This window comes from Klebsiella sp. 1SOBk5mer, from assembly GCF_046603115.1.
In the GTDB taxonomy this organism is placed as follows: domain Bacteria; phylum Pseudomonadota; class Gammaproteobacteria; order Enterobacterales; family Enterobacteriaceae; genus Klebsiella; species Klebsiella quasipneumoniae.
Window position 1 is genome coordinate 922,621 of sequence record NZ_JBKIUU010000001.1, and the last position, 20,076, is coordinate 942,696.

Annotated in this window: 23 protein-coding genes; 15 read left to right on the forward strand and 8 right to left on the reverse strand. The window is 62.6% G+C overall.

Going from position 1 to position 20,076, the window contains the following annotated elements; genetic code table 11:
* Positions 1-120 precede the first annotated feature (120 nt).
* Complete coding sequence (hpxO, locus tag ACLH1U_RS04525) at positions 121-1,275, forward strand: FAD-dependent urate hydroxylase HpxO (RefSeq protein WP_023289663.1); 1,155 nt, start codon at positions 121-123, stop codon at positions 1,273-1,275.
* On the opposite strand, the gene hpxR is transcribed toward hpxO, so the two are convergent.
* On the reverse strand, positions 1,256-2,179 hold the full coding sequence (hpxR, locus tag ACLH1U_RS04530; protein WP_023289662.1) for a LysR family hpxDE operon transcriptional regulator HpxR: 924 nt from the start codon (positions 2,177-2,179) through the stop codon (positions 1,256-1,258). The genes hpxO and hpxR overlap by 20 nt on opposite strands.
* 125 nt (positions 2,180-2,304) lie before the next feature.
* On the opposite strand from hpxR, the gene hpxD reads away from it, so the two are divergent.
* Both hpxD and hpxE read left to right on the forward strand, forming a co-directional pair.
* Positions 2,305-3,342 carry a molybdenum cofactor-independent xanthine hydroxylase subunit HpxD gene (hpxD, locus tag ACLH1U_RS04535; RefSeq protein ID WP_411299096.1) on the forward strand — a complete coding sequence of 346 codons (1,038 nt, stop codon included), beginning with the start codon at positions 2,305-2,307 and terminating at the stop codon, positions 3,340-3,342.
* Positions 3,343-3,353: 11 nt separating this feature from the next.
* Positions 3,354-4,328 (forward strand): molybdenum cofactor-independent xanthine hydroxylase subunit HpxE, encoded by a 975-nt coding sequence (gene hpxE, locus ACLH1U_RS04540; protein ID WP_085550857.1) that lies wholly within the window; start codon positions 3,354-3,356, stop codon positions 4,326-4,328.
* Here the strand turns inward: hpxE and ACLH1U_RS04545 are convergent.
* On the reverse strand, positions 4,305-5,543 hold the full coding sequence (locus ACLH1U_RS04545) for an MFS transporter (RefSeq protein ID WP_032452827.1): 1,239 nt from the start codon (positions 5,541-5,543) through the stop codon (positions 4,305-4,307). The genes hpxE and ACLH1U_RS04545 overlap by 24 nt on opposite strands.
* Before the next feature lie 105 nt (positions 5,544-5,648).
* On the opposite strand from ACLH1U_RS04545, the gene ACLH1U_RS04550 reads away from it, so the two are divergent.
* The gene (locus ACLH1U_RS04550; protein ID WP_065882393.1) at positions 5,649-6,593 is read left to right on the forward strand and encodes an AraC family transcriptional regulator; all 945 of its coding nucleotides are present in this window, start codon (positions 5,649-5,651) and stop codon (positions 6,591-6,593) included.
* Between the two features lie 9 nt (positions 6,594-6,602).
* Here the strand turns inward: ACLH1U_RS04550 and ACLH1U_RS04555 are convergent, their stop codons facing one another.
* The 3 genes from ACLH1U_RS04555 to ACLH1U_RS04565 form a co-directional block, all read right to left on the reverse strand.
* The gene (locus tag ACLH1U_RS04555; protein ID WP_072420219.1) at positions 6,603-7,358 is read right to left on the reverse strand and encodes a VOC family protein; all 756 of its coding nucleotides are present in this window, start codon (positions 7,356-7,358) and stop codon (positions 6,603-6,605) included.
* 178 nt (positions 7,359-7,536) lie between these two features.
* A complete protein-coding gene (locus ACLH1U_RS04560) occupies positions 7,537-7,848 on the reverse strand; it encodes a cupin domain-containing protein (protein ID WP_023289656.1) in 312 nt (103 codons plus the stop codon).
* A gap of 21 nt (positions 7,849-7,869) precedes the next feature.
* The gene (locus ACLH1U_RS04565) at positions 7,870-8,133 is read right to left on the reverse strand and encodes a VF530 family DNA-binding protein (RefSeq protein ID WP_004205937.1); all 264 of its coding nucleotides are present in this window, start codon (positions 8,131-8,133) and stop codon (positions 7,870-7,872) included.
* A 281-nt stretch (positions 8,134-8,414) separates the two neighbouring features.
* Between ACLH1U_RS04565 and ACLH1U_RS04570 the strand changes: the two genes are divergently transcribed.
* From ACLH1U_RS04570 to ACLH1U_RS04585, 4 genes are read left to right on the forward strand one after another with little or no spacing between them, the layout of a single operon-like run.
* Complete coding sequence (locus ACLH1U_RS04570) at positions 8,415-9,443, forward strand: isopenicillin N synthase family dioxygenase (protein ID WP_165457943.1); 1,029 nt, start codon at positions 8,415-8,417, stop codon at positions 9,441-9,443.
* Between the two features lie 23 nt (positions 9,444-9,466).
* Entirely contained in the window at positions 9,467-10,273 is an 807-nt protein-coding gene (locus ACLH1U_RS04575) for a MetQ/NlpA family ABC transporter substrate-binding protein (RefSeq protein WP_032452814.1), read from the forward strand.
* Positions 10,270-11,061, forward strand: a complete 792-nt coding sequence (locus ACLH1U_RS04580; RefSeq protein ID WP_023289653.1) for a methionine ABC transporter ATP-binding protein — start codon at positions 10,270-10,272, stop codon at positions 11,059-11,061. Before ACLH1U_RS04575 ends, ACLH1U_RS04580 begins: the two co-directional genes overlap by 4 nt.
* Entirely contained in the window at positions 11,058-11,717 is a 660-nt protein-coding gene (locus ACLH1U_RS04585; protein ID WP_021440109.1) for a methionine ABC transporter permease, read from the forward strand. The genes ACLH1U_RS04580 and ACLH1U_RS04585 overlap by 4 nt, the downstream gene beginning before the upstream one ends.
* 10 nt (positions 11,718-11,727) lie before the next feature.
* On the opposite strand, the gene ACLH1U_RS04590 is transcribed toward ACLH1U_RS04585, so the two are convergent.
* Positions 11,728-12,786, reverse strand: coding sequence for an NAD(P)H-dependent flavin oxidoreductase (locus ACLH1U_RS04590; protein WP_032452811.1), 1,059 nt, complete (start codon positions 12,784-12,786; stop codon positions 11,728-11,730).
* 89 nt (positions 12,787-12,875) lie between these two features.
* Between ACLH1U_RS04590 and ACLH1U_RS04595 the strand changes: the two genes are divergently transcribed.
* Both ACLH1U_RS04595 and ACLH1U_RS04600 read left to right on the forward strand, forming a co-directional pair.
* On the forward strand, positions 12,876-13,721 hold the full coding sequence (locus ACLH1U_RS04595; RefSeq protein WP_049014133.1) for a LysR substrate-binding domain-containing protein: 846 nt from the start codon (positions 12,876-12,878) through the stop codon (positions 13,719-13,721).
* Positions 13,722-14,690: 969 nt separating this feature from the next.
* Positions 14,691-15,116: a VOC family protein gene (locus ACLH1U_RS04600; RefSeq protein ID WP_065806104.1), complete on the forward strand. Its 426-nt coding sequence runs from the start codon at positions 14,691-14,693 to the stop codon at positions 15,114-15,116.
* Between the two features lie 38 nt (positions 15,117-15,154).
* On the opposite strand, the gene ACLH1U_RS04605 is transcribed toward ACLH1U_RS04600, so the two are convergent.
* A complete protein-coding gene (locus tag ACLH1U_RS04605) occupies positions 15,155-15,601 on the reverse strand; it encodes a VOC family protein (protein WP_032452804.1) in 447 nt (148 codons plus the stop codon).
* A gap of 177 nt (positions 15,602-15,778) precedes the next feature.
* Between ACLH1U_RS04605 and ACLH1U_RS04610 the strand changes: the two genes are divergently transcribed.
* The 5 genes from ACLH1U_RS04610 to ACLH1U_RS04630 all read left to right on the forward strand — a co-directional run bounded on the left by ACLH1U_RS04610 (position 15,779) and on the right by ACLH1U_RS04630 (position 19,308).
* Positions 15,779-16,966, forward strand: coding sequence for an MFS transporter (locus ACLH1U_RS04610; RefSeq protein ID WP_411299097.1), 1,188 nt, complete (start codon positions 15,779-15,781; stop codon positions 16,964-16,966).
* 229 nt (positions 16,967-17,195) lie between these two features.
* Positions 17,196-17,486 (forward strand): hypothetical protein, encoded by a 291-nt coding sequence (locus ACLH1U_RS04615; protein WP_008804940.1) that lies wholly within the window; start codon positions 17,196-17,198, stop codon positions 17,484-17,486.
* Positions 17,487-17,692: 206 nt separating this feature from the next.
* Complete coding sequence (gene tam, locus ACLH1U_RS04620; protein ID WP_411299098.1) at positions 17,693-18,454, forward strand: trans-aconitate 2-methyltransferase; 762 nt, start codon at positions 17,693-17,695, stop codon at positions 18,452-18,454.
* Positions 18,455-18,616: 162 nt separating this feature from the next.
* Positions 18,617-18,937, forward strand: a complete 321-nt coding sequence (locus tag ACLH1U_RS04625) for a carboxymuconolactone decarboxylase family protein (protein ID WP_044522959.1) — start codon at positions 18,617-18,619, stop codon at positions 18,935-18,937.
* Positions 18,928-19,308: a tautomerase family protein gene (locus tag ACLH1U_RS04630; protein WP_023289643.1), complete on the forward strand. Its 381-nt coding sequence runs from the start codon at positions 18,928-18,930 to the stop codon at positions 19,306-19,308. The genes ACLH1U_RS04625 and ACLH1U_RS04630 overlap by 10 nt, the downstream gene beginning before the upstream one ends.
* Before the next feature lie 208 nt (positions 19,309-19,516).
* On the opposite strand, the gene ACLH1U_RS04635 is transcribed toward ACLH1U_RS04630, so the two are convergent.
* On the reverse strand, positions 19,517-19,963 hold the full coding sequence (locus ACLH1U_RS04635) for a GNAT family N-acetyltransferase (RefSeq protein WP_032452801.1): 447 nt from the start codon (positions 19,961-19,963) through the stop codon (positions 19,517-19,519).
* Positions 19,964-20,076 lie beyond the last annotated feature (113 nt).

Consider the following 20,076-nt stretch of genomic DNA (forward strand, 5'->3'; position numbering starts at 1 on the left):
TGCACCGATGTGGTGCGTCATGACCTATCGCTGTGCCTCAGGCCGGCGGTTTTCCTCCCTCCGGCGAACTGGTACGCAAATTGCTGTAGTCAGTCACAACATCGGGAGAAGGAGAAAAAAATGAAAGCAATCGTGATTGGCGCCGGCATCGGCGGCTTAAGTGCGGCAGTGGCGCTCAAACAGTCGGGGATCGACTGCGAAGTCTATGAAGCGGTGAAAGAGATCAAACCGGTCGGCGCGGCGATTTCCGTGTGGCCCAACGGCGTGAAGTGCATGGCCCACCTCGGTATGGGCGATATCATGGAAACCTTCGGCGGACCGCTGCGCCGCATGGCGTATCGCGATTTCCGCAGCGGCGAGAACATGACCCAGTTCAGCCTCGCGCCGCTGATCGAACGTACCGGCAGCCGCCCCTGCCCGGTCTCCCGCGCAGAGCTGCAGCGGGAAATGCTGGATTACTGGGGACGGGAAAGCGTGCAGTTCGGCAAACGTGTCACCCGCTGTGAAGAAAACGCCGACGGCGTGACGGTGTGGTTTACCGACGGCAGCAGCGCCAGCGGGGATCTGCTGATTGCCGCCGACGGCAGCCATTCCGCGCTGCGTCCGTGGGTGCTCGGCTTTACCCCGCAGCGCCGCTACGCCGGCTACGTCAACTGGAACGGTCTGGTGGAAATAGATGAAGCGCTGGCGCCCGGCGATCAGTGGACCACCTTTGTCGGCGAAGGCAAGCGCGTCTCGCTGATGCCGGTCTCCGCCGGCCGGTTCTACTTTTTCTTTGATGTGCCGCTGCCGGCGGGTCTGGCGGAGGATCGTGACACCCTGCGCGCTGACCTCAGCCGCTACTTTGCCGGCTGGGCGCCGCCGGTGCAGAAGCTGATCGCCGCCCTTGACCCGCAGACCACCAACCGTATTGAAATCCACGATATCGAACCATTCAGCCGCCTGGTCCGCGGTCGCGTCGCGCTGCTGGGCGACGCCGGACACAGCACCACCCCGGATATTGGCCAGGGGGGATGCGCGGCGATGGAAGATGCGGTGGTGCTGGGCGCCGTTTTCCGCCAGACCCGCGATATTGCGACCGCCCTGCGCGAGTATGAAGCCCAGCGCTGCGACCGGGTCCGCGATCTGGTACTGAAGGCGCGCAAGCGCTGCGATATCACCCACGGAAAGGATATGCAGCTCACTGAAGCCTGGTACCAGGAGCTGCGGGAGGAGACCGGCGAGCGGATTATCAACGGCATGTGCGATACCATCCTCAGCGGGCCGCTGGGCTGACGGTCGCCATGGATTCAATCACCGCGCTCAGCGTCTGAATGGCCATCTGCGCAGGACGCGATAGCTGACGCGAAGGCGCGGTGCACAGCGCCAGGGTCAGCGGCCGCAGCAGCGTACTGCGCAGCGGGACAAAGGCCAGCTGGCCGCGCTGAACCTCGTCCAGCACGTCGAGCAGGCTGAGGAGCGTCACGCCGCTGCCGCGCAGCACCAGCGACTTAATGAGCCGGATATCATTGCAGCTGATGGTATTCTCCGGCGCAAAGTCATGGTGGCGATAGAGAAGCGCCACCCGCTCATGAACGATCAGCGGCGCGCCGGGCACAATGTGCCGCTCGAGGCTGAGCTCACCCAAAGACAGGGCCCTCGCCCCCGCCAGGGGGTGGTCCGGGCGCATCACAATCCCCACCTCCAGTTCGGCAAAGGCCAGCACGCTGAGTCCGGCCTGCCCCTGCGGATCGAGGATCAGACCGACGTCCAGATCCGCCTGACGCACTTTCTGGCTGACGGTGTGGCTGTCGGCCACCTGCAGATCCAGCTCCAGCCACGGCCAGCTGGCGATAATCTCCGCCAGCGCGGCGGCGAAGCCACCTTCCGCCAGCGCCTGCACCATACCGACGCTGACGCTCCCGCGCTTCATCCCCTGCAGCTCATCAAATTTCTGCCGGGTCTGGCGAAACTCCTTCTGCCAGCGCAGCAGATTGTCATACAGCAGTTCGCCCGCGGTGGTCATCCGCAACCCCTCCGGCAGCCGCTCGAACAGCGGTGTGCCGAAAGCCTCCTCGGCCTGCAGGATCTGGCGGTTAATCGCCGAGGCGGAGATATGCAGCTGCTCGGCGGCCCGGCGCAGGCTGCCGCAGCGGGCCACGGCGATGAAATAGTGGGCGAAACGGGAAAATGGACTCATGGCGACCCTGTACTCTTTTTTGCAACAGCAGAGTGAATTAATGGTGATGGATGTGAACACCCTAATATGACAACAATAATCTCACAACAATAAAACAATCACCGATGTGAGCAGGAAGAGAAATCATGAAGAGAACCGTCCCGACGCCCCCCGCCCATTGCACCTTTGATCCAGAGGACTGGCTGCGGCTGGCCCGCTGCTGGCACCCGGTGGCCCGCGCCTGCGATATTGGCGGCGCCCCGGTGAAAGCCACCCTGCTGGACGAACAGCTGGTTATCTATCGCATTAAAGGTCAGGTGGTGGTCGCCCGCGACGTCTGCCCGCACCGCGGCGTCCCGCTGACCCTGGGGTTTCATGAAGAAGAAGGCATCGTCTGCCCCTATCATGGCCTGCGCTTTGGCGAGGATGGCCGCTGCAACCGCATCCCCTCCAGTCCGGGGCAACCCATTCCAGCCAAACTGCATCTCACCAGCTTCGCCGTGGAGGAGCGCTACGGGCTGATCTGGACCTGTCTGGCCTGCGATCCGGACAATCCGCCGCCGTTACCGACCATGCCGCACTGGGACGACGCCGGCTTTCAGCAAATCAACTGCCCGGCCTTCGAGGTGAAGGGCTTTGCCGGCCGCCAGGTCGAAGGCTTTCTCGATGTCGCCCACTTTGCGTGGATCCACACTGATACCTTTGCCGACCCGGACAATCAGCAGGTGCCGGACTACGCCCCGCAGGAGACACCGTTCGGTTTTGTTGCCGACTACTGGAGCTCGGTGGGCAATTACCCGGCCAGCTCCGATTTCCGCGCGCCGGAAGGGTTCCAGTGGCTGCGTCACTTTGAAATGCATCTGCCCTTCACCGCCACGCTGACCATCCATTTCCCTGCCGATGCGAAGCTGGTGATCATGAACGCCGCCTCGCCGGTGTCGTCGCGCGTGACGCGGATGTTCGCCCCTATCGCCCGCAATTTTGACCTGCATGTGCCGGTGGAAGACGTTCATGCGTTCAACCTGCGGGTGTTTGAGGAGGATCGCCTGATGGTTGAGACCCAGCGCCCGGAGCGGCTGCCGCTGGATCTGACCCTGGAGGCGCATATTCCGGCAGACCGCAGCTCTATCGCCTACCGGCGCGGGCTGAAGAAGATGGGCTTTGGCGATTTCTTTCTGGTATGAGTGGAGGTCTTATGCGCGACATACTCCCGGTGGTGGTCGATGGCCTGTGGCGCCAGGGCGCGAAAAATCTGGCCGTTCGTCTGGTGAGCGCCGATGGGCAACCGCTGCCGGCGTGGACGCCCGGCGCCCATATCGACCTCCATCTCCCCTGCGGGCTGATCCGTCAGTATTCGCTGACCGGCAGCCCGGCCGGGCGGGATCACTATCTGCTCTGCGTCGCCCGCGAGGCGCAGTCGCGAGGCGGCTCCCGTTATATTCATGACACCCTGCGTCCGGGGCAGCCCTTGCTGATCTCTGCCCCGCGCAACCACTTTCCCCTGCGCGGGGGCGGCCACGTGGTGCTCCTCGCCGCCGGGATCGGCATTACGCCGCTGCTGGCGATGGCCCACGCCCGGGCGGCGTCCGGCGCCAGCTTTACGCTGCACTACTACGTCAGCCGCGCGCAGGAGGCCGCCTTCGCCACCGAGATCGCCAACCAGCTCACCGGCGGAACCTGCCTGATCCACTGCTCTGCCGACGGACAGAGTCCGCGCCTGCGGCTGGCGCAGGATCTGGGCGCGCCGGACGCCGACACCCGGGTCTATTTCTGCGGACCGGCAGGGTTTATGAGCCAGGTGCGCGACACCGCGCTGGCTGCCGGCTGGGCGGAGGCGCAACTGCACAGCGAAGCGTTCCAGCCGCCCGCCCCGACGGCGGCCTCGGCGGCGGACGGAACCTTCACCATCACCCTCGCCTCCACCGGGGAGCGCTGGCCGGTACCGGGGGACAAAACCATCGCCCGGGTGCTGCAGGAGCATGGCGTCGACGTGCCGCTCTCCTGCGAGATGGGGATCTGCGGCGCCTGCCTGACGCCGGTGCGGGAGGGAACGGTCGACCACCGGGATACCGTGCAGTCGGAGGCGGAAAAACAGGCAGCGGAGCAGCATATTGCGCTGTGCTGCTCCCGCAGCCTGTCGGCCAATTTAGTTATCGATCTCGCGGGATAAGCGACCGGTCTCCGGCTGTTCGGCGCGGGCGACCGGTTTCACCCGCACGGCGGTGAAGACCACGACCATCGCGGTCAACAGCAGCACACCGCTGCCGGTGAAGACGCCGCTGGCGCCGTGCAGATCGAACACCGCCCCGCCGCCGGCGGCGCCGGCGCTGATGGCCAGCTGAATAGAGGCCACCAGCAGACCGCCCGCGCTTTCCGCCTCATCCGGCACGGTGGTGGCCAGCCAGGTGGACCAGGCCACCGGCACCAGACCGAAGGCAAACCCCCAGAGGGCGACCAGCAGCCCGTCGAGCACGCTCAGATGACCAAACGTCACCATCAGCAGCGCCAGGACGCTCATCATCAGCGGCACCAGCGCCAGGGTCAGACGCAGGCTGCGGCTCAGCAGATAGCTCGCTACCGAGGTGCCGATAAAGTTAGCGATACCGAAGCCGAGCAAAATCAGTGAAACGCCTTCAACGCTGGCCTGCGCGACGGTCTCAAGGAACGGACGCAGGTAGGTGAAGAAGGCGAAATGGCCGCTGAAAATGAGGATCGATGCCAGCATGCCGCCCAGCATACCGGGACGGCGCAGCACCCTGAACAGCGTGGAGAAGGTGCCAACGCTTTCCGGGCGCATGGAGGGCAGCACCCACAGCTGCCAGAGCAGCGCCAGCAGGCTGGGTATCGCGCAGAGAATAAACACGTTGCGCCAGCCGATCAGCTCCCCGAGGTAGCTGCCGAGCGGCGCGGCCACCACCGTGGCGACAGACACCGCGGAAAAGATGATCGCCAGCGCCTTCGGCACATGGGCCGCCGGCACCAGACGCATCGCCGTGGCGGTGGACATCGCCCAGAAACCGCCGATGGCGATCCCCAGCAGCAGACGACCGAGCAGGAGAAACGCCAGCGAACCGGCAAAAGCGACCATCAGGCTGGAGACAATCTGCAGCACGGAAAAAAACATCAGCACCCAGCGGCGGTCGATATTGCGGGTGGCGGTGGCGATCAGCAGGCCGGTGACTAACGCCACCAGCGCCGTGGCGGTCACCGCCTGCCCGGCCATCCCTTCGCTGACGCCGAGGCTGCTGGCCATCGGCGTTAACAGGCTGGCGGGCAGAAACTCGGCCACGATCAGGCCGAACACCCCGAGGGCCAGGGCATAGACGGCACGCCAGGCAGGCCTGACGGGTGTCAGGCTTGCGTCAGCAGCTATGCAGGAAGTCATATACATCTCTCCAGGTTTATTAACATCCTGGTCATCTTAGGGGCTTACCCCTGGACGATATATGATGCATACTCTTCAGTTATTGATTATTCGTCCGGAATTACCATGAGCCAGCCTACTATCGACCTGACCAGCGAACTGCTGCGCGGTATGCGCCTCTCCGGCGTGAATTACCGGCGCATCGAAACCTCCCGCCCGTTTGGCGTCGGCTTTAGCGCCGTGGCGGGCAAAGCCCAGTTCCATTTCATCAGCCGCGGACCGGTGCTGCTGCGCATGGCCAGCGGAGAACAGTTCACCCTGGAGAGCGGCGACGCGCTGTTTATTCCTAACGGCGACGGACACGCCCTGCTCTCCGATCCGCAGGCCGCGGTGGTGAATGTGGCGCAGCTGAACAGCGAAACGGTGTGCAGCACGGTAAGTTGCATCAACGCTGGCGGCCAGCCTGACTGCCCGGAGCGTGCCGTGATTTTCAGCGGCTGCATGGACTTTGAGCTCGGCGGCATGCAGCCGCTGGTGAAGGCCATGCCCGAGGTGATGCGGGTGAGTTGCCTGCTCCACACCTGGCCGGAGATCCAGCCGCTGCTGGCCGCAATGGAGCGGGAGTCGCTCACCCGCCAGGCGGGCTATGCCGGGATCCTCGCCCGGCTGGCGGACGTGGTGGCCGCGCTGATTGTCCGCGGCTGGGTGGCATGCGGGTGCGGTAACGCCACCGGCTGGGTGCAGGTCCTGCGCGATCCCCGGCTGGCGAAAGCGATCTACGCCATGCATCAGCGTCCGGGCGTTAACTGGAAAGTGGAAGATCTGGCGCGGGAAGCGGGGCTGTCGCGCTCTCTCTTCGCCGAGCGTTTTCTTGCCGCCACCGGCACCACCCCCGCCCGCTATCTGACCGAGCTGCGTATGCGGCTGGCGGTGCAGTACATCACCCACGAAGGCCAGGCGCTGGAAAAGGTGGCCTTCCGCCTCGGGTATCAGTCGCTGGCGGCCTTCAGCCGGGCTTTCAAACGCATCACCGGCCAGCCGCCGGGGGCCCTGCGCGCCACGACACGCTAGAGTCAGCCTTTATATAAAGCGATACACGCCGTTGCCAACGCGAAAGCGTTGCCCCTTAAGCGCCGGGTTGGCGACGCGAAACACCAGTTCGGTCAGCTGGTTGGCGGCTCCTTCGCGGAAAGTAAACCACTGGCCGCCCACGTCCAGCCCCTGCTCCCCCTGTGGCGGGAAGCCCAGCAGCGCCTGCCAGCGATCGCGCACCGCCTGCGGATTGTCCACCTCGAACACCGCCTGCTCGAGTACAATGTCGCCCAGCGGATGAGGCACGTCCAGCCCCTGGTCGCGCAGCCGCGCCAGCCGGGTCTCGTCGTCTTCTCCCCACTGCAGCACAAAAGGATAGACCAGTCCGTCGGTGTCGCCATCGATGGTGAAGATCCGCCAGCGGATGACATTGCCCTGCGGATCGTGGCGCTGGCCATCGACGATCGGTGACACCGCCAGCCCCTTGCGACGCAAGTGGTCATGGGTGGCGTCGATGTCGTCGCTGCGCAGCGCGACGCGAAACAGCGCTTCGTTCTCCGGCAGCAACCGCGCGGCATCCCGCGAGAGCAGAAACCTGTCCGTCGCGGCGCGCAGTTCGTCCGGGTCGGAAATGGCGAGGAATTCGATATAGGTCAGGCCAAAATAGCTCAGCGCATTGCGGGTTCCCCACCCCGGATGGCGCCCGCCGGCCACCGCCCGCAGCTGCTGTCCGGCAAAGGTTTCAATTGCCGCTTCCGGCTGATTCACAAACTGTACTGCGTGGTCCCACTGCAAGGTTGCCATGATCTCTCCCGCGGTTGTGCCTGTTCAGGCGTCTGCGGCAAAAGATAGTGCTGGGGTGAAGGGAATGGCAAACAAGAATTAAGTATATCGAAAGCTGGATACGTGATTTATATCAACGCGGTATATGGAGTCTGGCGGGCGATGAAACGGCGGACTAACGAATGGCCCGCCGGCGGGATCAGACCGACCCTTCTTTCTCAATCACCAGAATACGCGCCGCCCCCTGGGGATGAGCGACATGCTCGCATCCCACCTCGGCGTAGAAGATATCGCCGGCGTTCAGCACGATCACCTGCTCCTCGCCGTTGACTTTCACATGCATCGCCACCTGACCATCCATGACGGCAAACACCTCCTGACCGTCGTTGATGTGCCAGATATAGGGTTGGTCGGTCCAGTGCAGGCGCACGGTGGTGCCGGAAAAATTGGCGATATCCAGTGCGCCCCACGCGCGGTCGGCGGTGAAATCTTTACTGCTCCAGCTCTGCATAATGATGTCCTGTGATAAGGGTTATTTTTTCTGCCAGTTTGCCCATGGATCCGCTTTCTCTGCCGGCGCATCGTCGTCGAGCGAAGCCAGATACATCGCCTCCACCTCTTTGCGCGCCCACGGCGTCCGGCGGAGAAATTTCAGGCTGGACTTGATGCTGGGATCGCTTTTAAAGCAGTTAATATTGACCTGGCGGGCCATTTCCGCCCAGCCGTAGCGCGCGACCAGGGCATTGAGCAGCGCTTCCAGCGTCACGCCGTGCAGGGGATCTTTTGAACTGTGCATGAGGATACATCCGTTCCGCATTAAAAAAGTGCGCCCACCTTACTGGCTCTCGGTGACAGGCGCAACGGCTTCAGTTCGCCCTTACGCCTTTATCTATTTAACGCAAAAGCACTGAACCCCGCGCGAACATAAATTAGAAAATAACGTTATTGGTTGATTATCTGGCCCTGAGGCAAGCTGTGCTCAGCCCCGAACAGAGGAAATCACCATGCGCTGCTGTTGTGCCCGAACCCTGAACCTGAATCGACCCATAACATATTATCCCGTTTTCGGAGAACACAATGAACGCGACAACCCTGCCGATTCTCGATCTGGCCCGCTACGCGGACCCCGCGGATAAAGCGGCCTTCCTGGCCGACCTGCGCCACGCCGCCCGCGACATCGGCTTCTTTTATCTGATCAACCACGGTGTCGACGACGCGCTTCAATATGAAGTTCAGCGCCAGTCCCAACGCTTTTTTGCCCTCGATGAGGCGCAAAAACAGCAGGTGGCGATGATCCACTCCCCCCATTTTCGCGGCTATAACCGCGCGGCCTCTGAGCTGACGCGCGGCCAGCCTGACTGGCGAGAGCAGTTTGATATCGGCGCCGAACGTCCGGCGCTGACCCTCAGCGATGACGCCCCGCGCTGGCAGCGCCTGCAGGGTCCGAATCTGTGGCCTGCCGCCCTGCCGTCGCTTAAACCGGTATTACTTCACTGGCAACAGCAGATGACCCAGGTGGGGATCCGCCTGCTGCGCGCCTTTGCCGAAGCGCTGCAGCTCCCGGAGAATGCCTTTGACCGGCTCTATGGCGACAAACCCAACGAGCATATCAAACTGATCCGCTATCCCGGCCAGCAGGAGACGCAAAGCAGCCAGGGCGTCGGCGCCCATAAAGATTCCGGTTTTCTCAGCTTCCTGCTGCAGGACGAACAGAAAGGGCTGCAGGTTGAGGTGGCGCCCGGGCAGTGGATCGACGCTGTGCCGCTGGCCGGCAGCTTTGTGGTCAATATTGGCGAACTGCTCGAGCTGGCCACCAACGGCTATCTGCGCGCTACCGTTCACCGGGTGGTTTCGCCGCCGGCGCAGCAGCAGCGCCTCTCCATCGCTTTCTTCCTTGGCGCCCAGCTTGACGCGGTGGTGCCGGTTTATACCCTGCCGCCCGAGCTGGCGCGTGAGGCGCGCGGTCCGGACAGCGACCCGCTCAATCCGCTGCTGCGCGATGTCGGCTGGAATTATCTCAAGGGCCGTCTGCGTTCCCATCCGGACGTGGCGGAACGCTACTATCAGGACGTGTTTCGCGAACGCGCCGAGCAATTGATCGTTTAACCATAACTAAAAAGGAACACACCATGAAATATGCCGCTTTTAAACTGGCAGGGGTCGCACTGTCTCTTTCTCTGGCATGGACGTCTGCCCAGGCCGCCGCGCTGCGCGTCGCCGCGGACCCGGTTCCCCACGCGGAGATCCTCAACTACATCAAAAAAATCGATCCCAGCCTCGATCTGAAGGTGGTGGAGCTGACCAGCGGGGTCAACGCCAATGAACTGCTGGCCAGTGGCGACGTGGATGCCAACTACTTCCAGCATGTTCCCTACCTGAAGGATCAGGAAAAAGCGCTGGGTAAAACCTTTGCCGTCGCGGCCACCGTGCACATTGAGCCGCTGGGGATCTACTCGCATAAACATAAAAATTTCTCGTCGCTGCCGGACAACGCCACGGTGGCGGTGCCGAATAACACCACCAACCTGAGCCGTGCGCTGTTCCTGCTGCAGGCGCAGAAGCTTATCAAGCTGGACCCTAAATTTACCGACCCGGCCACCACTCTGGCGACGCCGAAGGATATTGTCGAGAACCCGAAACACCTGAAGATCCTGGAGATTGAATCGCCGCAGATCCCGCGCTCCCTCGACGATGTCGACCTGGCGGTGATTAACGGTAACTACGCCCTCGAAGCCGGGCTGGTGCCGGCGAAAGACGCTCTGGGGCTGGAAAGCGCCGAGCATAACCCCTACGCCAATATCCTGGTGACCACCCCAGCCCTGGCCAATGACCCGCGCATTAAGGCGCTGGCGAAAGACCTGACGTCGCCGCAGGTGGCGGAGTTTATCCGTAAAAACTACAACGGCTCGGTGATCCCGGTGGCCCCTCAGTCATGATAACCATCGAAGGGCTGAGCAAAACCTACGCCGGAACCGGCCGACCGGCGCTGAACGATATCGCGTTACAGATCCCGAAAGGGGCGATATACGGCATTCTCGGGCGCAGCGGCGCCGGCAAAAGTACGCTCATCCGCTGTCTCAATTTGCTGGAGCGGCCCACCTCGGGCCGCATTCTGGTGAACGGACAGGATATTACACAGCTGAACAAGGCGGCGCTGCGGGATTATCGCCTGCGTACCGGGATGATTTTCCAGCACTTCAATCTGCTGCATGCCCGCACCGTCGCCGACAACATCGCGGTGCCGCTGGAGATAGCCGGGGTGCCGCGGGCCGCTCGCGAAGCGCGGGTGCGCGAACTGCTGGAGCTGGTGGATCTCAGCGACAAGGCCGCCGCCTTCCCGTCTCAGCTTTCCGGCGGGCAAAAACAGCGCGTCGGCATCGCCCGGGCGCTGGCCGCCCGACCGGAGGTGCTGCTGTGCGATGAGGCGACCAGCGCGCTGGATCCCGAGACCACCGCCTCGGTGCTGGCTCTGCTGGCGGATATTAACCAGCGGCTCAATCTGACCATTGTGCTGATAACGCACCAGCTGGAGGTGGTGAAAACCATTTGTGACCACGCGGCGCTGCTGGAACAGGGCGAAATTGTCGAAAGCGGCAAACTCGCCGACCTGCTGGTGACCCCGTGGTCGCGGCTGCGTCAGTCGCTGCTGCACGACCCGCAGGCTGAACAGGATTTTCTTACCCGTCACGGCGTTCAGGGGAGGCCATTATGCGGAGTAGCATGAGCTGGGAAGATTTGTGGCCGTTATTACTCGACGGCACGCTGGATACGCTCTATATGGTGGGCCTGGCGGCCCTGTTTACCGTGCTGATCGGGCTGCCCACCGGTGTGTTGTTATTTATTTCCCGCGCCAACGGCCTCGCGCCGATGCCGAAACTGAACGCGCTGCTGGGGGCGGTGATCAACATCGGCAGATCGTTACCGTTTATCGTGCTGCTGATCGCGCTGATCCCTTTTACCCGCCTGATCGTCGGCACCACGCTGGGCAGCACCGCCGCTATCGTGCCGGTGACCATCGGCGCCTTTCCATTCTTTGCCCGCCTGACGGAAAACGCGCTCGACGAGGTGGATTACGGGAGAATCGAAGCCATTCTGTCGATGGGCGGCAACGTCTGGCACGTGATTTTTAAATCTCTGCTGCCGGAAGCCCTGCCGACGCTGCTGGCCGGGATTACGCTGACCATCGTGATGCTGATTGGCTTTTCGTCGATGGCCGGGGTGATCGGCGGCGGCGGACTCGGCGACCTCGCCATCCGCTACGGCTATCAGCGGTTCAATAATGAGGTGATGTTTGGCACGGTGCTGATCCTGGTGGCGATGGTTCAGGGCGTACAAATGGCCGGCGATCGGCTGGTGCGCCGCCTGGCACACCGCCGCTAACCGTCAGACATTAATTCCAGCCGCACTCAGCCGCCAGCTGGCGGACCAGACTGGCGGCGTCACACTCGCGGATCAACCCCACACCCTGCCCGGCCCAGTGCGCGCCATACTCATGGACGCCCTGGGCTTTCGCGGCGGCGGCGAGCGCTTTGCCGATATCATATGCCAGCGGATAATCCGGCACAGCGCTCGCCGGACAGGCTTCCCCCACTGCGCAGAAGGTATTCGCCAGACAACGTGCCGGACGCCCGGATATCGCTGAGGTCAGTACCGTACGCCCGTCAATGCTGTTAGCGATCGCCGCGCGGTAGCCGGCGTCGGCGGCCGATTCCGCACAGAGTAAAAACGCCGTGCCGAGCTGAGCGCCCTGCGCCCCCAGCTGCATCACGCTGGCGATCCCCGCGCCGTCCATGATGCCCCCGGCGGCGACCACCGGGATGGTCAGCCGACGCCGCAGATGTTGCACCAGAATAAAGGTGCTCATCTGCGCATCTGGCTCCTGCGGGTCGAAGATCCCCCGGTGCCCGCCCGCCTCAACGCCCTGAGCGACCACCACGTCAATCCCCTGCTCTTCAATGACCTGCGCCTCCTTAAGCGACGTCGCCGTGGCCAGAGTGACGATCCCCTGCTGTCGCAGGCGCTGGATCGCCTCGCGCTCAGGAAGGCCGAAATGAAAGCTCACCACCGCGGGTGAGAGATCGAGAAGCAGCTCCAGCATGGCGGTGTGGCCGATAAACGTCTGGTATATCTCCCTAAGCGACGCCGGAGGGATACTGCCAAAGCGGGTAAAATGGGGGCGCAGCGTCTCAGCCCAGTCCGCCTCCCGTCGAACGTCGCGCCGGGGCGGCGCATGGCAAAACAGATTGACATTGAACGGCCGGTCCGTCAGCTGGCGGGTGGCGACGATCATCGCTTCCGCCTGGGCAACGGTTGAAGCGCCCAGCCCCAGCGAACCCAGCGCCCCGGCATGACTCACCGCGGCAGCCAGCGCGGGGGTGGAGACGCCCGCCATCGGGGCCTGGATCAGGGGGTAGTCAATATCAAGAAGCGAAAGCAGTGAATTTTGCATGGGTTCCTCGTACATGAGCGATGCCGGAGGCTTACCATCTCTTTTAAAGATGATAAGATCAACATCATTATCATATTGAGAATAAAAATATGAACCACAGCACACTGCAGATTTTTATCCAGGTGGCCGACACGCAAAGCGTCACTCTGGCAGCAAAACGGCTTGGCCGCGCCCAGTCCAATATCACCACCCGTATTCAGCAACTGGAGGAGGAGCTTGCCGTGGAACTCTTCGTCCGCGGCAACAAAAAAATGGTGCTGTCGCCGGCAGGCGTTCAGTTTCTCAGCTATGCCCGGCGGATCCTGAGCCTGGCGGAAGAGGCAAAGCAGAGTCTGCATCCAACCACGCCCGGCGGCAGCCTGCGGCTGGGCGCGATGGAGGCGACCGCCGCCAGCCGTCTGCCGCCGCTGCTCACCCGCTTCCAACAGCGGTGCCCGCAGGTGGATGTCACGCTCAGCACCCGGCCGACCCGCCAGTTAACCGAGGGGGTATTAACCGCCGCCCTTGATGCCGCGCTGGTCTGCCTGCCGCCAGGGACGGATGGCCAACCGGCTTGCCCGCCCGGCCTGGGATCGGTCCCGGTGTTTCAGGAAACCCTGATGCTGGTCCGTCCGCAGAGCGCTGGCCCGCTGCGGTTCGCGGCATTTGCCAGCGGCTGCAGCTATCGGGCGCTGGGAGAGCGCTGGCTGGCGGAACAACAGGCGGCCGTCGAGGTGCATGAGGTGAGCTCCTATCACAGCATGCTGGCCTGCGTGGCCTCCGGGCGCTACGCCTGCCTGTTGCCGCAGAGCGTGCTGGCGCTGATGACGCTTCCCGAAAACAGCTTAAGCGAACCGCTGTGCGAGGCGACCACCCAGCTTATCTGGCGCCAGGGGTTCAGCACCTCCGCCCTCAGCGAGTGGCGCATCCTGTTGCAAAGCGCCGCGAACGGCTAAGCTAAAAGAGGAAACCGCGACGCACTCGCCGGAGGCGAACCTGAGCTCTTACCGACAAACGCAGAGGCGTTTTGCCGCTACAGTATCCATCCGAGCGACAAAATCGTTTTCGCCAGGTCGCGGCCATGATGCCGCTTTTTTGCCGGGTGGCGGCTGCGCCTGACCCGGCCTACATGGCGGCGCTTAGCCGGCTAAAGGGATCCTCCGCTCCGTAGGCCCGCGCAAGCGCAGCGCCGCCGGGTGCCAGTTCGCAGCCATGATGTCGCTTTTTTGCCGGGTGGCGGCTGCGCCTGACCCGGCCTACTGGCGGCGCTTAGCCGGCTATAGGGGCCTCCGCTCCGTAGGCCCGCGCAAGCGCAGCGCCGCCGGGCGACGGGTCGCGGCCATGATGCCGCTTTTTTGCCGGGCGGCGGCTGCGCCTGACCCGGCCTACATGGCGGCACTCAGCCGGCTAAAGGGATCCTCCGCTCCGTAGGCCCGCGCAAGCGCAGCGCCGCCGGGCACCAGGTCGCGGCCATGATGTCGCTTTTTGCCGGGTGGCGGCCGCGCCTGACCCGGCCTACTGGCGGCGCTTAGCCGGCTAAAGGGGCCTCCGCTTCGTAGGCCCGCGCAAGCGCAGCGCCGCCGGGCGACGGGTCGCGGCCATGATGCCGCTTTTTGCCGGGCGGCGGCTGCGCCTGACCCGGCCTACATGGCGGCGCTTAGCCGGCTAAAGGGCTCCTCCGCTCCGTAGACCCCGCGCAAACGCAGCGCCGCCGGGCGCCAGGTCGCGGCCATGATGCCGCTTTTTTGCCGGGTGGCGGCTGCGCCTGACCCGGCCTACATGGCGGCGCTTAGCCGGCTATAGGGGCCTCCGCTCCGTAGGCCCGCGCAAGCGCAGCGCCGCCGGGCGACGGGTCGCGGCCAATATGCCGCTTTTTGCCGGGTGGCGGCTGCGCCTGACCCGGCCTACGCCTTTTGGGAGTCATTATGTCGTTCTGCCACATGCGCATCGCCAGACCGGTCAGCGAACTGGAGAGCACCGCCAGCATGTATTGCGCCGGGCTGGGGCTGCAGCAACTTGGAAGCTTTACCGATCATGAAGGATTCAGCGGGATGATGATCGGTTCGCCGGATGCCAGCTGGCATCTGGAATTCACCCACTGCCGCCACCATCCCGTTACCCCCTCGCCAGGAGATGAAGATCTGCTGGTGCTGTACTATCCGCAGCCTGAGGCCTGGAAGGCACAATGCAGCGCCATGGACGCCGCCGGGTTTCTGCGCGTCACGGCATTCAACCCCTACTGGGAGGTCAACGGCGTCACTTTCGTCGACCGCGACGGCTATCGCACCGTGCTGCAAAACCGCGCCTGGGGGGAAGTGCGAAACGTTTTACATCACGAGGAGCCTCAATAACCTCCCTGAGGTGACCCGCACCGCGCCCGGCGGGGGCGTTAAGCCTGTTCCGCCCGCAGCCACGGCGTCACGGTAAGCCCGGCCAGCAGACCTTCCGGACTGAGCAGGCGGGTGACGGTCTGCCCCCACGGCTCGTCGCGCGCGGCAACAAGGAGATGGTACCCCTGCTGCTGCAGCCGCGCCGTCGCCGCGGCAAGGTCGCGGACCTCAAATTCAATCCACGCCTGCGGCACCGGCTCCGTCTCCGGCCACTGCTCCTGACCAAAACAGGACTGCGCCGCCTGCGCCAGCGGCCACAGCGCAAAATGCTTCACCCCGCCGATGGCATCCTGCTCGCTGAGCAGATACGCCTCGTTACCCGGCATCGGCTTCAGCGGTAATCCCAATGCCTGACAATAGAAATCACGGCTTTGCGAGGTGCTTTGGGTAATAGGGCCGAAGCCCGCAATGAACATAACGTCAATATCGGCGAATTCCTGGGACATATTCTCTCCTCAAGGCGGCGGCAAGATACCGTCATCATGCCCCGAAGCCGGCGTCAGCGGCAACACCGTTAATGACGGCGGCGAGGCCATCGATCACGGATAAAACGCCCTCGCCACTCGCCAGCCTCTTCGCGGCGCGTTATGCTAAACATCCCTATGTATTAACCCTTTATCCCTATGAGCACTTCCGTCAGCACCACGCAACTTAATCTGCGCATCATTTCGATCGTTGTTTTTACCTGTATCTGTTACCTCTCCATTGGTCTGCCGCTGGCCGTTCTGCCGGGTTATATTCACTATCAGCTGGGCTACAGCACCTTTGTCGCCGGGATCGTGATCAGCCTGCAGTACATCTCGACGCTGATAAGCCGGCCGCACGCCGGGCGCTACACCGATATCTGGGGCCCGAAAAAAGTGGTTAGCCTCGGGATCGTCTGCTGTCTGCTCAGCGGCGCCTTCACGCTGCTGGCGGTAATGTTGCAGGCGATGCCGATGCTGGCGATTGCCGCGCTGTTGGCGGGCCGGGTGTTTCTTGGCGTCGGCGAAAGCTTTACCGCCACCGGCGCCACGCTCTGGGGGATCAAAACCGTCGGCGCGATCCATACGTCGCGGGTGATCTCCTGGAACGGCGTGGCAACCTATGTGGCGATGGCGGTCGGCGCGCCGCTGGGGGTCACCCTGAACCAGTATTTCGGCATCAGCGGCTTTGCCACGGTGGTGGTGCTGGTCGCCGCCATCGGCCTGCTGTTCGCCCGCTCGCGGCAGGACGTCAGCGTGACCGCCGGCGTCAGAGCGCCCTTTCACGCGGTGGTGCGCAAAATCTGGCCTTATGGGCTGGGGCTGGCCTTTGGCACCGTCGGTTTCGGCGTTATTGCCACCTTTATCACCCTCTACTTTGCCGCGCACAGCTGGCAGGGCGCCGCGTTTACCCTCTCGCTGTTCAGCGTCGGCTTTATCTGTGCTCGCCTGGTGCTGGGGAACACCATCACTCGCTATGGCGGGGTCCCGGTGTCCCTGGCCTGCTTCGTCATCGAATGTCTCGGCCTGCTGCTAATCTGGCTGGCGCCGTCGGCCTGGGTGGCGGGGATCGGCGCCTTTCTCACCGGCTCGGGTTTTTCGCTGGTCTTCCCGGCGTTGGGGGTTGAGGCGGTAAAACAGGTGGAAGAGCAAAACCAGGGGACCGCCCTTGGCACCTACTCGGCGTTCCTTGATCTCGCGCTGGGGCTGACCGGGCCGCTGGCCGGCTGGGTCGCCGGTTACTACGATCTCGCCACCCTGTATCTGCTGGCGGCAATCGTCGTAGTGTTCGCTTTCCTGCTGATTTTACGCGTATATCTGCAACAGCGGGCCGCGGTCAGGACGTAGCCAGGCCCGGCTCGCGGAACGCCGCGGGCCGCCGACACCGGCAAAAAACGAATCGGCAATTGACGACGATTCGGCTTCCGTGCCAACATCCCCTTCAGCGTTTGGCGACAGATGCAAGGACGGTGGCGGAAAACAACAGAGATCGCGCAACGATCCGGCCCGCCGCCGTAGTCCAATCCGAATCACTGACCCACACGGTGAATTCCTGATTCTGGCGGGAAACACAGACATGCACCAAAGTTTTAATCAGCGCGTTCATTTCTATTACTGCGTCCTGGTCGCGCTGAAGATGCACGGAAAGTCGAAAAAGTCGGGCGGTATCAGAGGAAAGAACAACTTTCTGCTGAAATGGCTGCGCCGGGCGCAGGATAACAACATTTTCCCTCCCGATATCACCAGTGAAATAGAATGGCTGCGCGGGAAGATTATTCAGGCCGGCTACGATACCGATCTCGAGCCGATGCTGGATTTTGTTTACGCCACCGCCAGCCGCGCCGAAGCGCTCAAGAACGCCGAATAAGCCACTGCGCCCGCTGCGGGCGCAGATGCTGCCCAATCCGCTTACTCCCTGACAATGTGCCCATCACGCACGGGATAGCCTGCTGAGGTTATTTTATCGGTGACACTGTCACGCAAGGCAGATGCTGCAGTGGATCATTTCCCCCTGACAGGCGGCCCCGGGCGTTCTATGCTTTGCCCTGTCTCCCTTACACAGGACAACGCCCGATGGCCGACTGGAACCCCACGCTGTATCTGCAGTTTGACGCTGAGCGCACCCGCCCGGCGGCTGACCTGCTTTCCCGTATCGCTCACCTGCAGGTCGAGAGCGTCGTTGACCTTGGCTGCGGGCCGGGCAACAGTACCCGCCTGCTGCGTGCCGCCTGGCCGCTGGCGGCGATCGTCGGTATCGATAACTCCCCGGCCATGCTGGACCAGGCGACGCAGGCCTTACCTGACTGTGAGTTTATCGAGGCCGATATCGCCAGCTGGCGGCCTGCGCAACCGCCAGACGTGATCTATGCCAACGCCTCGCTGCAGTGGCTGGCGGATCATGAGACGCTGTTTCCGCATCTGGTTAACCAGCTGGCGGAGAACGGTACGCTGGCGGTGCAGATGCCGGATAACTGGCAGGAGCCCTCCCATACTCTGATGCGTCAGGTCGCCAGCGAGCTGGGATTACCGGACCGTGGTCGCCAGCCCTTGCTTCCGCCGGACGCCTGGTACGATCTGCTCACCCGTCAGGGCTGTGAAGTTGATATCTGGCGCACCACCTATTTTCATCCGCTCGCTTCCCATCAGGCGATCGTCGACTGGCTGCAGGGCACCGGACTGCGACCTTATCTGACGGGCCTCGATGAACCGGCCAGGAGCGCCTTTCTGACACGCTATGTGGCATTGCTGGCCGACCACTATCCGTTACAGTGTAACGGAATGGTGCTTCTGCGCTTCCCACGTCTGTTTATCGTGGCGCGAAAAAGAGCCGCCTGAGGGTTGGCCTGAGCAAGTCGTAAAACATAACCAACACAAAAATAAGAGCGGGCCAGCTGACCATCCTGATTTTCAGGATTAACTATCCTGAACATTGCGATATTCAACACATTCCTCAGCGTGCGACAGTGACGACCACTTCAACCTGTAACGGGAGTCACTATGCATACCCCCTCTGTCGATCGCCACACGCTGGCCGCCATTGCGCCAAAACTGGCCGAACTGACCGAAACGGTGCTGTTTGGCGATATCTGGGCGCGCAGCGAGCTGTCGCTCCGCGAACGCAGCTTAATCACCCTCTCCGCCCTGACGGCGCTGGGCAAAACGGAGCAACTGCCCTGGCATATCGCCTACGGCTATCAAAATGGCCTGAGCCAGGAGGAGATGGTCGAATTGTTTACCCACCTGGCGTTCTATGCCGGCTGGCCGGCGGCGGCTAGCGCCCTGACCTGCCTGAACGCGCAGGAGGCGCCATGCCTCTGACGCGTATTTCGCTTGGCGCGGCCTGGCGCCCCGCGGAGTTTGCTCAACTGTCGGCGCTATTCCATGAATGCCTGGTGGCGGAGTTTGACGTGCCGCCGGCGGACAAATTTCAGTTTATCGAGCAGACCGCCGACGGACAGCGTATTTACGACCCGCATTATCTCAGCGGCGGGCGCAGCGCCCGCTTCGTGCTGTTTCATATTTTCGCCGGGAAGCCGCGCCGCCGGGCGCAGAAACAGGGGCTCTACCGTCGGCTGTGCGCGCGGTTAGCCGATGAGATGGCGGTCAGCCCGCAGGACGTGATGGTGGTGATCCAGTTTAACCAGCTGGAGGACTGGAGTTTCAGCGCCGGCATAATGGCGGGTGAATAAGACAGGCGGCGCCTGCAGGGCGCCGCGATTCAGGCTATTTTGTTGCTACCAGGCGAGATGATGCACCAGTGACAGATCCCAGGCCGTCGCCAAGAGCGAAAGAATCATTATCAGATTGACCACTGTTTCGAGACGTTTTTCCATCGTTGCTTCTCCTGAGCCTGTTTCCCCTGTTATAGCGGGAAAAGCTTAACAACATCTTATCGCTTCAGGAGTCGAGGGTGATCCTGTAGCGCACATAATCGTCAGCCGGGGTGAATTCATCATACAGGTGGCGGGCGGGATTATCACGGCGAGTATGCCAGTACAGACGTGACCAGCCTTTCTCAGCCCCTTCGGTTTGCAGCGACTTAATCAGCGTTCTGGCAATGCCTTGTCCGCGGAAGGCAGGATCGACGAACAGATCCTCCAGATAGCAGATCGGCGTGGTAACCCAGGTTCCTTCGTGCAGAATGCAGATAGCGAACCCCACCACGGTATCATCCACCACCGCGACTCTGCCCAGCACCGGTGAGTTCACCTCCAGCATCCGCTGCCAGGTGCATTCGGTCACCTCTTCCGGCTGCGGGCTGCCGTAGAAGCGGGTATAGCCTTCCCAGAGCTGAAGCCATTCGGCTTTGTCATGCGGCCGAACTTCCCGGATATCGATGACCATGCGAGTTTCCTTACAGATGAATGAATTAGCCTGCGAACATTGGCAGGAAATATGTGTTAAGGCCATTATTTTCCTGCGCAGGTATTTGTTCAAGCGGCTTAACCACAATTCTC

What these genes read in the sequence shown, in the direction of transcription:
- ACLH1U_RS04545 (WP_032452827.1), bottom strand. Translation starts at nt 5,543, where the DNA reads ATGACTTCCTGCATAGCTGCTGACGCAAGCCTGACACCCGTCAGGCCT.
- ACLH1U_RS04615 (WP_008804940.1), top strand. Translation starts at nt 17,196, where the DNA reads ATGCACCAAAGTTTTAATCAGCGCGTTCATTTCTATTACTGCGTCCTG.
- ACLH1U_RS04585 (WP_021440109.1), top strand. Translation starts at nt 11,058, where the DNA reads ATGAGCTGGGAAGATTTGTGGCCGTTATTACTCGACGGCACGCTGGAT.
- ACLH1U_RS04610 (WP_411299097.1), top strand. Translation starts at nt 15,779, where the DNA reads ATGAGCACTTCCGTCAGCACCACGCAACTTAATCTGCGCATCATTTCG.
- ACLH1U_RS04570 (WP_165457943.1), top strand. Translation starts at nt 8,415, where the DNA reads ATGAACGCGACAACCCTGCCGATTCTCGATCTGGCCCGCTACGCGGAC.
- hpxR (WP_023289662.1), bottom strand. Translation starts at nt 2,179, where the DNA reads ATGAGTCCATTTTCCCGTTTCGCCCACTATTTCATCGCCGTGGCCCGC.
- hpxO (WP_023289663.1), top strand. Translation starts at nt 121, where the DNA reads ATGAAAGCAATCGTGATTGGCGCCGGCATCGGCGGCTTAAGTGCGGCA.
- ACLH1U_RS04580 (WP_023289653.1), top strand. Translation starts at nt 10,270, where the DNA reads ATGATAACCATCGAAGGGCTGAGCAAAACCTACGCCGGAACCGGCCGA.
- hpxD (WP_411299096.1), top strand. Translation starts at nt 2,305, where the DNA reads ATGAAGAGAACCGTCCCGACGCCCCCCGCCCATTGCACCTTTGATCCA.
- tam (WP_411299098.1), top strand. Translation starts at nt 17,693, where the DNA reads ATGGCCGACTGGAACCCCACGCTGTATCTGCAGTTTGACGCTGAGCGC.
- ACLH1U_RS04550 (WP_065882393.1), top strand. Translation starts at nt 5,649, where the DNA reads ATGAGCCAGCCTACTATCGACCTGACCAGCGAACTGCTGCGCGGTATG.
- ACLH1U_RS04595 (WP_049014133.1), top strand. Translation starts at nt 12,876, where the DNA reads ATGAACCACAGCACACTGCAGATTTTTATCCAGGTGGCCGACACGCAA.
- ACLH1U_RS04590 (WP_032452811.1), bottom strand. Translation starts at nt 12,786, where the DNA reads ATGCAAAATTCACTGCTTTCGCTTCTTGATATTGACTACCCCCTGATC.
- ACLH1U_RS04635 (WP_032452801.1), bottom strand. Translation starts at nt 19,963, where the DNA reads ATGGTCATCGATATCCGGGAAGTTCGGCCGCATGACAAAGCCGAATGG.
- ACLH1U_RS04555 (WP_072420219.1), bottom strand. Translation starts at nt 7,358, where the DNA reads ATGGCAACCTTGCAGTGGGACCACGCAGTACAGTTTGTGAATCAGCCG.
- ACLH1U_RS04605 (WP_032452804.1), bottom strand. Translation starts at nt 15,601, where the DNA reads ATGTCCCAGGAATTCGCCGATATTGACGTTATGTTCATTGCGGGCTTC.
- hpxE (WP_085550857.1), top strand. Translation starts at nt 3,354, where the DNA reads ATGCGCGACATACTCCCGGTGGTGGTCGATGGCCTGTGGCGCCAGGGC.
- ACLH1U_RS04575 (WP_032452814.1), top strand. Translation starts at nt 9,467, where the DNA reads ATGAAATATGCCGCTTTTAAACTGGCAGGGGTCGCACTGTCTCTTTCT.
- ACLH1U_RS04625 (WP_044522959.1), top strand. Translation starts at nt 18,617, where the DNA reads ATGCATACCCCCTCTGTCGATCGCCACACGCTGGCCGCCATTGCGCCA.
- ACLH1U_RS04600 (WP_065806104.1), top strand. Translation starts at nt 14,691, where the DNA reads ATGTCGTTCTGCCACATGCGCATCGCCAGACCGGTCAGCGAACTGGAG.
- ACLH1U_RS04630 (WP_023289643.1), top strand. Translation starts at nt 18,928, where the DNA reads ATGCCTCTGACGCGTATTTCGCTTGGCGCGGCCTGGCGCCCCGCGGAG.
- ACLH1U_RS04565 (WP_004205937.1), bottom strand. Translation starts at nt 8,133, where the DNA reads ATGCACAGTTCAAAAGATCCCCTGCACGGCGTGACGCTGGAAGCGCTG.
- ACLH1U_RS04560 (WP_023289656.1), bottom strand. Translation starts at nt 7,848, where the DNA reads ATGCAGAGCTGGAGCAGTAAAGATTTCACCGCCGACCGCGCGTGGGGC.